At 47.5% G+C, this 12181-nt stretch carries 13 protein-coding genes and 1 tRNA gene; 9 read left to right on the forward strand and 5 right to left on the reverse strand.

The annotated features are described in order from the left end of the window. Positions 1-79 precede the first annotated feature (79 nt). Together HMPREF3277_RS08875 and HMPREF3277_RS08880 are read right to left on the reverse strand one after the other, a co-directional pair. Positions 80-1912, reverse strand: a complete 1833-nt coding sequence (locus tag HMPREF3277_RS08875; protein ID WP_070870878.1) for a PglL family O-oligosaccharyltransferase — start codon at positions 1910-1912, stop codon at positions 80-82. Continuing rightward, positions 1912-2274, reverse strand: coding sequence for a DUF2069 domain-containing protein (locus HMPREF3277_RS08880; protein WP_070870879.1), 363 nt, complete (start codon positions 2272-2274; stop codon positions 1912-1914). Before HMPREF3277_RS08880 ends, HMPREF3277_RS08875 begins: the two co-directional genes overlap by 1 nt. Before the next feature lie 248 nt (positions 2275-2522). On the opposite strand from HMPREF3277_RS08880, the gene HMPREF3277_RS08885 reads away from it, so the two are divergent. From HMPREF3277_RS08885 to HMPREF3277_RS08905, 4 genes are all read left to right on the forward strand, one after another. Then, the gene (locus HMPREF3277_RS08885; protein WP_070870881.1) at positions 2523-3221 is read left to right on the forward strand and encodes a murein hydrolase activator EnvC family protein; all 699 of its coding nucleotides are present in this window, start codon (positions 2523-2525) and stop codon (positions 3219-3221) included. A gap of 460 nt (positions 3222-3681) precedes the next feature. Continuing rightward, positions 3682-4926, forward strand: a complete 1245-nt coding sequence (locus HMPREF3277_RS08895) for a type VI immunity family protein (RefSeq protein WP_246830791.1) — start codon at positions 3682-3684, stop codon at positions 4924-4926. 85 nt (positions 4927-5011) lie between these two features. Beyond that, positions 5012-5416: a hypothetical protein gene (locus tag HMPREF3277_RS08900; protein ID WP_070870883.1), complete on the forward strand. Its 405-nt coding sequence runs from the start codon at positions 5012-5014 to the stop codon at positions 5414-5416. Between the two features lie 72 nt (positions 5417-5488). Beyond that, positions 5489-6406: an Imm52 family immunity protein gene (locus tag HMPREF3277_RS08905; RefSeq protein WP_070870885.1), complete on the forward strand. Its 918-nt coding sequence runs from the start codon at positions 5489-5491 to the stop codon at positions 6404-6406. A gap of 230 nt (positions 6407-6636) precedes the next feature. On the opposite strand, the gene HMPREF3277_RS08910 is transcribed toward HMPREF3277_RS08905, so the two are convergent. After that, complete coding sequence (locus HMPREF3277_RS08910) at positions 6637-7122, reverse strand: SMI1/KNR4 family protein (protein ID WP_070870886.1); 486 nt, start codon at positions 7120-7122, stop codon at positions 6637-6639. Positions 7123-7252: 130 nt separating this feature from the next. Between HMPREF3277_RS08910 and HMPREF3277_RS08915 the strand changes: the two genes are divergently transcribed. Continuing rightward, positions 7253-7669, forward strand: a complete 417-nt coding sequence (locus HMPREF3277_RS08915; protein WP_070870887.1) for a hypothetical protein — start codon at positions 7253-7255, stop codon at positions 7667-7669. A 254-nt stretch (positions 7670-7923) separates the two neighbouring features. Here the strand turns inward: HMPREF3277_RS08915 and HMPREF3277_RS08920 are convergent. Next, positions 7924-7999 (reverse strand) — tRNA-Glu (locus HMPREF3277_RS08920). Positions 8000-8154: 155 nt separating this feature from the next. On the opposite strand from HMPREF3277_RS08920, the gene rdgC reads away from it, so the two are divergent. The 4 genes from rdgC (at position 8155) to serS (ending at position 11706) form a co-directional block, all read left to right on the forward strand. Next, entirely contained in the window at positions 8155-9054 is a 900-nt protein-coding gene (gene rdgC, locus HMPREF3277_RS08925) for a recombination-associated protein RdgC (protein ID WP_070870889.1), read from the forward strand. Between the two features lie 63 nt (positions 9055-9117). Next, a complete protein-coding gene (locus HMPREF3277_RS08930; protein WP_070870890.1) occupies positions 9118-9534 on the forward strand; it encodes an MORN repeat-containing protein in 417 nt (138 codons plus the stop codon). 71 nt (positions 9535-9605) lie between these two features. Continuing rightward, complete coding sequence (gene dcd, locus HMPREF3277_RS08935; RefSeq protein ID WP_003741335.1) at positions 9606-10172, forward strand: dCTP deaminase; 567 nt, start codon at positions 9606-9608, stop codon at positions 10170-10172. A gap of 238 nt (positions 10173-10410) precedes the next feature. After that, entirely contained in the window at positions 10411-11706 is a 1296-nt protein-coding gene (gene serS / locus HMPREF3277_RS08940) for a serine--tRNA ligase (RefSeq protein ID WP_070870892.1), read from the forward strand. Between the two features lie 154 nt (positions 11707-11860). Here the strand turns inward: serS and HMPREF3277_RS08945 are convergent, their stop codons facing one another. Then, positions 11861-12100, reverse strand: coding sequence for a putative hemolysin (locus HMPREF3277_RS08945; protein ID WP_070870893.1), 240 nt, complete (start codon positions 12098-12100; stop codon positions 11861-11863). Positions 12101-12181 lie beyond the last annotated feature (81 nt).

Below are 12181 nucleotides of genomic sequence, written 5' to 3' on the forward strand. Positions count from 1 at the left end.
TTTATGAGTGTCCAAGATTTGGGGGCCAGTTCAACCTTGAAATCGGGTTTCAGACGACCTTTTTACATCAGCCTATTGCTTATGGCACGACATCGCAAGACTTCGCTTTTTCGTGCTTAGGCGCGTTGACGAAATCTTTGCAGTCCGCCAGCAGCTTGGGCAAAAGCGGTTGGAATACGGGATGGCTGCGCAGCTTGCCCGCGTAAAACGACATCATGTACGGATAATAATACTGCATCGCCTGCATCCATTTCGCGCCCTCTTCCTTCTTGCCTTGCCGGTAGAGATACAGCGCCACCTGATAAGCGTTGGAATACGGGCGGTAAGACAAGGAATCGATCGCCGCCTTCTCCGCCCAAGGTTTGACCTGCATATCAGTCGGCTCGGCACGGCGGGTCAGGCTGAGGTCGGCATAATAAGCCAGCATCGGGCTGGTTTCGGAAATATGGCGCAAACCGTTAATCTTCCGCCCCGCCATCTCCGTACTTTCATTTTTCGGAATCCGGCTGTAATCGACCAAATTGGTATATGTCCAGCCCATATGCAGCAGCCCGCCGATAATCAGCAGCGTAGCAAGCCCGCCCGCCCAATTGCGGCCGCGCATCCAAGCGAGGTCGTCTGAAACGTCTTCATAACGTGCCGGCGCGAGTGCGAACATCAACACAAACGGCGTCAGGAAATAGATATACCACAATGGGTACTCCAGCATACTGTGGCACATACTGACGGCAACCATAGACAGCAGCAGCAGCGAAGCCGGATGGTAAGGACGCACCAACATCCGCCACAACCCCGCAAGCATCGTCAGGGCAACTAATACCGTACCGACCAGCCCGACTTCGGAGAGCAGTTGTAAAACAATATTGTGCGAATGGGTAAACAACACGCCTAAGATATTATTCGGGAAATACTGCTGCTCCGCATTAATCCAGAAAGTCTGTTGGGCAAAGCTGTTCCAGCCGTGTCCGAACCAAGGTGCGGACAAAAAGGCAGTCCAGGCCTTACGCCATTCAATCTGACGCATCGAGCCTTCAAAACCGCTGTTTCCGGCGCGTTCAACCGCCGTTTCATATTGACCGTTGCCCAGCAGCTCCAAAATCGAACCCATCGCAAATTGAAATACCGCCACCAACGCGACCGTCAGGAAAAATATCCGCACCAGCCTCGCAGAATCCCGTCCCGCACGCCAACGCCACACCGGCAAAATCAACGCCACGCCGGCCACATAGCCCAGAATCGTGCGCGAGTTGACCAAACCCAAGACAGCCGTCATCAGGAAGACCAACAAAAATCCCAACCAGCCCGGCATTTTGCGGGTTGACCACAAATAAGCCGTCGCCAAAACACCCCACATCAAATAATGCCCGAGATGATTGCGCTGCCCAAGCTGACCGCTGACCTCTTTTCCGCTATACACAATCATATTGCGCAGGAATCCAAGATCGTACCAGCCCTTAAACTGTATAAACGCAATCGCAGCCTGCAGCAACGTACCAAACAGCAGCGACCACGCAAACACCGTCACGATGCGCTCCTGCCCGTAAGCCGCCACCCAACCGCGGCAAGCCCATACCGCCAAAGCCAGAATGATAAACGTCCACATCACCATATCGTTCATGCCGACGTAAATCAAATCCATCATCCGCGCCTGAAGCCACCAAAATGCCGCCAAAACCAGCAAACCGACAGCCGCCTTAGGCAGGCGCACGCTCAACAAACCCTTATACGCCGTGACCAACACCAGCATCAGCGCGCCCAGAAGCGAAGCCGCTTCCAGATAAAAACTCGACAACGGACCCACGCGGTAGAAGGACAAAAACGGCGCGGCGCATATCCACAAGAAACAGCACCACAAAGGCAACAAACGTCTGTCCCATTCACTCTTAAGGTCGTCTGAAAAACGCATAAACATTATTTTCCCGCCTTTCTCTGCTGCTTCACAAAAGCCAGGCATGCAACAAAAAACACCAAACACGCCGTCAACGATAAAGCGGCACACACCACCTCGGCAGTACCCGCATTGAACAAACGCATCACCGCCTCGGCAAAATAAATCAAAATCAACATAGAACTATACTGGTAAGTATAAACTTTACCCTTCAAAATACCCGATAACGGCAGGCACAAAGGCAAAGCCTTCAGCGCAAGCCACGAACCGCCGTTGCGCAAAGGCGCAATCCACAGCTCCCACGATAAAGAAAGGATAATCAAGAAAATCAAGCTGCTGCAAGCAGCCAGATAAGGCAAAGAAGATTTATGAGAAGAAGTATTCACGGATAAAGTTCAACAGGCATCGCGCCGAGTGTAAAATGCAGGATTATACCGAAAACCGAAACAGCCGTTGCAGCCCGACCGTTTCAGACGACCTAGGACACTCTCCCCATCCGTCGTATTGCTTTTCAAACTATCCGACGAATCAAAAAGATATCCCGTCAGGCAACCGGACATCCCGAAAAAATCCCCAAACAGGTTGAACCTTCACGCCTGCCCATAATCCTATTGATTTATTCTTTTGGTTCTCTATGAAAACAAACCATATCCTATTTTTCAAAACCGCAATTCTCCGTTTGTCCGCATTAGGCTTGGCATTCACACTTGCCGCGTGTGCCGGCGGCCCATCCACCGGCCCCGTACCCGACGGCTACTACCGCGTCAAACCAGGCGACACCCTCAGCCAAATCGCCAAACGCTACGGACAAAACGTCAACACCTTGGCATCATGGAACAATCTGAACAACGCCTCACAAATCGAAGTCGGACAAGTCTTGCGCGTCCGTAAAAACGCCGCCAACCGCCCCCGTTCCGGCAGTACCGACATCAGCAGCGCCAGAACCGTCGCCCCCGTCAACCGCCTGACCCTGCAATGGCCGGTCGACAACGGCAAAAATTCCATCATCCGTGGCTACGACAACGCGACCAACAAAGGCATCGATATTGGAGGCACACTCGGACAGAGCGTCAAATCCGCAGCAGCCGGAACCGTCCTCTACGTCGGCGAAGAAGTGCGCGGCTACGGCAAACTGATTCTCATCAGCCACAGCGACTTCTCCATCACCGCCTACGCACACAACGACACCATTCTGGTTCAAAAAGACCAAAAAGTCGCAGCAGGCCAGCCGATTGCCACCATGGGCAATAGCGACACAGACGGCGTCAAACTGCATTTCGAAGTCCGCATGAACGGCAAAGCCGTCGACCCGATGCAGTACCTGCCCGGCTGATCCACAGCTTAATAAAACCCAAACCAAGCCGCAGCCCGATTCCGACAAACGGATTACAGGTCGTCTGAAATGCGAAAACGCTTCTGTTTTAAGAGACAGAAGCGTTTTTTACAATTTGGTATTCTCGAGGAGATGCTGATGTGCCTAATGGCTACGCCTTGCCCAATCCCCCTTACTAACCTTTACAGGGAAGATATCCTCAAAACTCAAAACATAGATCAAATTAAAAAACAACATTATCAAAAGGGGTCGTCTGAAACCCTCTATTCAGACGACCCAATTCTATTTATCCCCACCACCCTCAAACAACCATCCATAACGCATTTCCACCATTCATCATCGTTCATTTGTCCTATCTGCCTTTTTGATTTATGTTCAACTGGAAAAGTACACGAATTCGATGCCCATCACGGTAATCTGCCTACCGAGTAAACAACAGCAACCATATAAAAGAGACAATATGACAACCAAGCTATACGAGTCCCTGCAACGGGAAGCCGATGAAATCCTGATGTATGACGAAGACTACAATATCAATGCCCGTTTGGGGCTGACCATATTGATCTACTACACGGGCGGCGGTTCGGTAGCGGGACAACGCAAGACGCTGGAAGCTGCCGAACGCTTTTACTCAAAGTACCATGGGTATTTGAAAATGCATTTCTGGACAGACATGCGCCGTTTTGCACGGCTCAATCCGACCGCATTTCAAAACAAAATAGACCGCACCATTAAAAATGCTGAAGCAGGACGCAGATTAGAATGTGTGCTGACTTCTGATACGGAATATGGTCAAAGGGCTCCGGAATATCAGTTCAAAACCCTATCCTCCCACCCAATAGATGAAAATGGATTGTCTTGCCTTCAAATTACCCTGCCTTTGTCCTTTTTATCGACTACTGCCCAACAGCAGGAATTCGAAGATTGGGTGGAATATGTTTGCAAACAGTTTGATATTTTCCACGGCTATGCCGGACTGACCATCGCCCTCCCTGATTCCTACTATAAATACCAATTTTATGAATATGCTGTTACCAAACGTTATTGGGGAGTAACACCTGATTCAGATTCACCCATAACCCTCCTTTGGTACGAAGGTATAAAATCTATCAGCTGGTACACACTTGTCGGTAAGGCGTTTCAGAATAAACTGAACAGCACGGAAATCCAAAACGTTTTGAACCATTATCGTGATATTACACTGAAGACTTATAACGGCACCATGGTATTCAAAGCAGGAAAATTCCCCGATTTGGGAGATAAAACCAAACCGTTGCCCGTTAATTACCTGATAGTGAATAACCTGATGCGGCCGATACTGACGCAAAAGCTGAACGATTCACTACATACTGCTTTCGGCAACGGTAAAAACCGCTACTCAGCTTCCCAGGGCTATTACTGGCTGCATCGCTGGGATAATGCCAATTTTGAAAACGGGATTTTTGATCCTAAAGGGACGAAGCAGGAACTGATGCCCGTTTACCGTGAGAGACCGTTGGAAGCACCTTATGCCGGGATGTGGATACCCGACGATCTCGAGAATGCGATAGAACGACATTTTGAAGAAGGAGAAGTTTTTCCTGATAGAGGAGAGTATTACAAGTACCTCCAAAACGGCACAACGGAAATTGGGAAAGGCTATTGTATCTGGCGTTTAGTCAAACGGGACGATGGAGGCAGTGTACTGGTGGCTGCAGAGTTTTAATAATCCGATATTGCTGCTCCGGCGTTTCAGACGACCCACGGACTCTGCCCAAACACAACAATTACTTTTAGAAAGGACACATACCATGTTTGATTTAACGTGCAGCTACTTAGACGATGACGATATAGATCACGAAGCCGAAAAGCAGTGGATTTTTAAAACTTTACACAGGTTTGAAAAAGAAGAGGAAATTAAATCTTTATTGAACGATTTTTCAAAATTTTCATCGTTGTATGACGAAGCCGTTGCAGCAGGATTGAAAAAAAGTGCAGTCAACGACTACATCATTATTTCCGCCTCAGCACCAGACGAGGTAACCGGCGCGCTTAAAGAATATCTGAGGAAAACCATTTATGACGCATGGGGCAGAATCGTGTCAAAAAGCCAAATGCTGCGGGATTTCGTCAGTGAATATAAATGGGCGCATTTAGATATGGAAACATTCGACACTATGAATCGGGAGAATTTTTTTAATAATATTGAACTCTAGCAGTATCCGATAGGCGGACAGGAAATTGCAGCGAATCCCAAATGCGTCAAAAGAATGAATATAGGAAACTAAATGAAAAAAATTAATTTCACTATGCATTTCACCGTTATGCAGCATTCCTTCGATCGTGTATTCAAGGATATGTTAGCTTTTCAAAAAGAACATCTCCAAGAGCTATTTGTATGTAACGATACAGTTACGGTAAAACTGTTGACAGAACGTAGAAATATCAAAAACGGTATGGTCAACTTTAAAGACAAAAGCTATCCGGTAATCAAGACCAGTAAAAACTACAATCACAACTATAAAGACAAATATGTCGAGTTTCCTCTGCCTCTTGCCGATCTTGCGCTGATGAAGGATTTTGCACTGACTTCGGAAGAAGTACGGCATGAGCCCGAAATGTTCGACCTGGACTGGCTGAATGTGCCCTATAAGGAATGGCATAAATATGAGGGTGAACATCGTGCAATAGAAAAACGACACGGTTTGTTTAAATTGCGTCCTAGTTTAAATATCGATGGGGATGTTAATTTGGGTCATTACTTTTTGATGAACGAATCCGATATCAGTAAAGCCCTGATAAAAGAATGGATATTCTTTTATTTGGACAAATATCAGGCACATTGTCATTTTCATGGATTGAATCGCTTTTACCCCCCTCCTGTCTGGCCATTTTCCCTTTACAAAAAACGTCTGGCTTTAGAATGGTTTACCTTTCTACCTGCCGAAATCCTACCAGAGGAAGTACCCAGTGCAAACGAGGTTATCTATCTTCCGAATAGAGGCAGTATCATCATTAGCACCGAGCAGCCCTACGACTTTGAGAATCCTGAAATGCGTAAAGTGGCTGCCGCCATCGAACAGGAGCTGCACCATTTAGGATTGCTGCCTATTGTGAATCATGTGGGCATTCCTCAAATTAATGACTTACCTTTTGTTAGTCGTGAGCAACGCCTTAAAAACATGAGTCAGGGAAGCGGGGTGTAGGCAAAGAAAATAATAGGTTTTAACTTTTCAGACGACCCTAGTGGACCGTAGCCGTGGAAGTTGTTTAGACTTTCCTACGCCCTTTTATAGTTGTAAGCTTTGTCAGTAACTGCGCACCGCCGTTGAGAGGAGCGATTCGCGATAGAGGTCGTCTGAAACCTGTGATCAGAAAATCTTAAAAACATATTGAAAGCATCTAAATTTTAGGATTCCATATAGGCTATAGCTTACTAATATAACTTTCTCAGCAATTCCAAAAAATTATCCGCCACTATCCCCACTTCTTCATCAATAGAATCAATATTATGATTGAAAAAACGAATTTTTCCGTCCAAAGATAAAATAATACTATCACCCGAAGGGGTATTCGCAATAGGTAACCCGTATTGCTTAAAATCTGGGTATATATCAATAATAGAGTTAAGCTTATAGTCAGATTTAAAAGACAAAAAATGGTCTATAACTATCTTATTACCCTTTATTCTAACTTTAGATGGAATCCCTCCATTGTGTTTAAGTAAAAATTGAATATAATTTTCATCAATTCGCCAGCCTAAATTATCTTGTAATTGGGCAATCTCATCAGGCTCAGGATTATTTGAATGATGCGCCTTAATTAAATTTTGTAAGGTTTTTTTATCCGGAAAAATTCCGTATTCTCTCATTTGCTGAACGTCAGTTTGATTCAAACCAAATTTTTTAAATTTAATATTCATCTTCAAATTACTCCTATAACCTATTTAGTCAAACCATTTAAATTTTATATTTTATTTCTTTATATTATTCACAATAAAATAGGGATAATATGCAAGATATTTTACAGACAACTTAAAATAGCGATACTATATGTTTGATTTTTTCATTAAAAATCCAATCTCTATAGATGAAATTATAGAATTTCTTGCCTCAGCCTTGGGCTGTTCTTCAAATAAAATTCTAGCAACCACTTTTGAAAAACTTAATGATCCAAGTTTTTCAGAAAATGATTTGAATGAAATATGCTGCCTTTGTATTTATTCTAACGTTAATGGTGATGCTTCTTGGCTTGTGAATTTATATCGGGTTGCAGCAACAGATGATGAAATTAGAGATAAAATTATAGCAGTATCTCAACTCAAACATATTGTCTGTTATATCCCTAATGATGACTTTAATGGATATTTATTGACCGGAGAATCGGAAAATCCAATTCAAGTTTATGAAAATGAAGATATAGAAGAGGAAAATACATATCTATTTAACAAACCAATATCAACCTACTGAATATAAAAAAATTTTTGACTCAAGGATTTAAAACCCAAGGTCGTCTGAAAAATATTTCAGACGGCCTTACCTACACAAAACTCCAATGCAATTTACAATATTGCTTCTAAGATACTGATAATAAATTTGAATTTTATACTTCATAAAGCAAGCCAAAATTCCTTCGATGGCTATGTTAACTATCCAGTCCCATCCATTCCCAAAGACAAAAAAATAAACCCTTACTGTTCTCCAGTAAGGGTTTATTGAAAATCTGGCACGCCCACGGGGATTCGAACCCCGGTTGCTGCCGTGAAAGGGCAGTGTCCTAGGCCTCTAGACGATGGGCGCGTAACCGAGTTGCGAACTATACATAAGCGTTAAAACGCTGTCAACGGGTTGGGCGTTTTTTATGGTCAAACTCGTTTCAGACGACCCTTCTGCGCCTTATCTTTGTATCCGCTTTGCCTGTATAATGCCGCTTTTAATGAAAAGGAAAACAAACCATGTGGTTCAAGCAGATCAGTTTTTATCCGCTCAACAAAGAAAAGCTGCCCGAAGCGGACGTACTTGCCGACAAACTTGCAGAGGCTGAATTTACCCGCTGCCAAGGTTTGGACTGGTCCAGCGAAGGCTTTGCCGCACCGGTTTCGTTCTCTCCCGAACTCGTCTTCCCTGCCGACTTTACTTTGCGCGTCGCCCTGAAAAAAGAAGAAAAAGTCCTGCCTGCCGGCGTCATCCGCGATATTTTGGAAGAGAAGGTGGCGGAAATCCAAAACAATGAAGCCCGCAATGTCGGCCGCAAGGAAAAACAAGAGCTTAAAGAACAGATTACAGACGACCTGCTGCCCCGCGCGTTTACCCGCAGCAGCCGTACTGAAGCGGTGTTCAACACCCGCCACGGCTATCTGCTCGTCAATAACGCGGCTTCCGCCAAAGCGGAAAACATCCTAACCAAGCTGCGCGAAGCCTTGGGCGGTTTGGAAGCTTCGCTGCCGAATACCAAGCAATCGCCCTCTTCCCTGATGACCGAGTGGCTGTTGCAAGGGCATTGCGAAGGCGGTTTTGAATTGGACAGCGATTGCGAACTCAAAGGCGTAGGCGATGTTGTTCCCGTCGTCAAAGTATCCAAACAAGATTTGACCGCCGATGAAGTGGTTCAACACGTCAAAAACGGCAAAACCGTGACCCAGCTCGGCTTGGTGTGGCGCGAACAAATCGCCTTCATCCTCACGCAAGACTTCACGCTCAAGCGCATCCAATACCTCGACGTATTGCAGGAAGAAGCCGAAAGCAACAGCGACGATGCCACCAGCCTTGCCTTCGCCTCGCAAATCCTGATGGCGGAATCCGTCAGCACCATGTTGGAAGAGCTGGTTTCCTATTTGGGCGGCTGGCAAGACTAATTTTTCAGACGACCTTTGCACGATAAAAGGTCGTCTGAAACCTACCTCCGATGGACAACCTTTATGTTTAAACACCTCGCATTCCTGCCGCTTGCCATTATGTTTGCCCTCCCCGCCTCTGCCGCCGTCCTGACTTCCTATCAGGAACCGGGCTGCACCTACGACGGCGATGTCGGCAAAGACGGCAAACCCGCCGGCAAAGGCACATGGAGCTGCCAAGACGGACGCAGCTACACCGGCGCGTTTAAAAACGGCAAATTCGACGGACAAGGCGTTTACACCGTCTCCGCCAACCGCGAAACCTTCATCGAACCGTTCAATTCCAACAGCACCAAGTTCCGCAACATGGTACTGTCGGGCACGTTCAAAAAAGGCCTCGCGCACGGCAAATTCACCGCCTCGCAAAACGGCGAACCCGTCTTCATCATGAAATGCGAAAACGGCATCATTAAAGAAGTGAAACTGCCCAAAACCAAATAACCCCGTCCCGCATTTTCAGACGACCTTCCCGCAGACGTCGTCTGAAAACCGCAAGAAACAAGGAAAACATTATGAGCATCAAGTCCGACAAATGGATACGCCGCATGAGCGAAGAGTTCGGCATGATCGACCCCTTCGAGCCGAACCAAATCAAAGAAGCCAACGGACAGCGCATCATCTCCTACGGCACGTCCAGCTACGGCTACGACATCCGCTGCGCCAACGAATTTAAAATTTTCACCAACATCAACAGCACCATCGTCGATCCCAAAAACTTCGACCCGAAAAACTTCGTCACCGTCGAAGACGACTGCTGCATCATCCCGCCCAATTCCTTCGCACTGGCGCGCACGGTCGAATACTTCCGCATCCCGCGCAACGTCCTGACCGTCTGCTTGGGCAAATCCACCTACGCCCGCTGCGGCATCATCGTCAACGTGACCCCGTTCGAACCGGAATGGGAAGGCTACGTGACCCTCGAATTTTCCAACACCACCCCCCTGCCCGCCAAAATCTATGCCGGCGAAGGCGTGGCGCAAGTCCTCTTCTTCGAGAGCGACGAAATCTGCGAAACTTCCTACAAAGACCGCAACGGCAAATACATGGGACAAACCGGCGTCACCCTGCCGAAAACCTGATGATAGCAAGCCGCCGCCCGTGTTTTACAGACATTGCGGACATTAGGAAAAACGCATCTGACGGTATCGGGTTTGGCGTATCCGAATCCGTCCGAGGTCGTCTGAAAACTTAAATCCGGCGTTTCAGACGACCCTTTTCATATCCGCCGCAAAGCCCGCCGCCCAACGCTTCCATTGTGAAAATATCCTTAATTTGGTTTACAATGATGCCATTTCCAAATCTTATCGAGAGAACAAAATGTTAGACATCCAACAGCTCCGCAGCCACACCGCAGCCGTCGCCGAACGTTTGGCGCAGCGCGGTTACGAGTTTGATACCGCACGTTTCAATGCCTTGGAAGAGCAGCGCAAAGCCGTCCAAGTGAAAACCGAAGAACTGCAAGCTTCGCGCAACAGCATTTCCAAACAAATCGGCGCATTGAAAGGACAGGGCAAACACGAAGAGGCGCAGGCAGCCATGGATCAAGTCGCCCAGATCAAAACCGATTTAGAGCAGGCCGCTGCCGATTTGGATGCCGTTCAGAAAGAATTGGACGCATGGTTGTTGAGCATACCCAACCTGCCGCACGAAAGCGTGCCTGTCGGTAAAGACGAAACCGAAAACGTCGAAGTCCGCAAAGTCGGCACACCGCGCGAATTTGACTTTGAAATCAAAGACCATGTCGATTTGGGCGAACCCTTGGGCTTGGATTTCGAAGGCGGCGCGAAACTCTCCGGCGCGCGCTTTACCGTCATGAAAGGTCAAATCGCCCGCCTGCACCGCGCGCTGGCGCAATTCATGCTTGATACGCACACGCTGAAACACGGCTACACCGAGCATTACACGCCCTACATCGTGGACGACACCACCCTGCAAGGCACAGGCCAACTACCTAAATTTGCAGAAGATTTGTTCCATGTTACCCGCGGCGGTGACGAGAGCAAAAAAACACAATATCTGATTCCGACCGCCGAAGTGACGCTGACCAACACCGTTGCCGACAGCATTTTGGCGGAAGGCGATTTGCCGCTGAAACTGACCGCCCATTCCCCATGTTTCCGCTCCGAAGCGGGCGCATACGGTAAAGACGTGCGCGGTCTGATTCGCCAACACCAATTCGACAAAGTGGAAATGGTGCAAATCGTTCATCCCGAAAAATCATACGAAGCGCTGGAAGAAATGGTCGGCCATGCCGAAAACATCCTGAAGGCTTTGGAACTGCCCTACCGTGTGATTACCTTGTGTACCGGCGACATGGGCTTCGGCGCGACCAAAACCTACGACTTGGAAGTCTGGGTTCCCGCACAAAATACTTACCGCGAAATCTCAAGCTGCTCCAACTGCGAAGATTTCCAAGCCCGCCGCATGAAGGCGCGTTTCAAAGACGAAAACGGCAAAAACCGCTTGGTACACACTTTGAACGGCTCCGGCTTGGCAGTCGGCCGTACTTTGGTCGCGGTTTTGGAAAACCATCAAAACGCCGACGGCAGCATCAATATTCCCGCCGCTTTGCAGCCTTATATGGGCGGCGTAACCAAACTGGAAGTCCAATAAACCGTGTAGCTGATTCCATCGCCAACATATCAAAAGGTCGTCTGAAACCCTTAAACAAGGTTTCAGACGACCTTTTCGTTATCGGCTGTATCTGTCGAAATCAAAGCAACCATATCGGGCCTAAGCGTCCGAAGCACGACGGCTCAATGCGTTATTACTGATTGTGCTGGCGGAAATATGCCCATTCTTCGACGACCGTACCGTCCGGCAGACGGCAAAGCGCATATTCGCCGCCGTCTTTGTCTTTTTTCATTTCCAATTTCCCGCCCTGCTTCACGCAAAACTCAGAAGCCGGATTTGCCACGCCGACTGTCGGCGCTTCTTGTTGGGCGGACGTATTGCAGGCTGCCAAAACCGTAGCGGCGGCAATGCTCAAAACAATAGGTTTCATCATATTATTTCCTTTCGATATTGTGATTCAGACGACCTCAGCCCGAATTTCAGAGAACGATTCTCTAAGGTGCTGAAGCACCAA

It is taken from the genome of Neisseria sp. HMSC70E02 (assembly GCF_001838645.1).
Classification (GTDB): Bacteria; Pseudomonadota; Gammaproteobacteria; order Burkholderiales; family Neisseriaceae; genus Neisseria; species Neisseria macacae.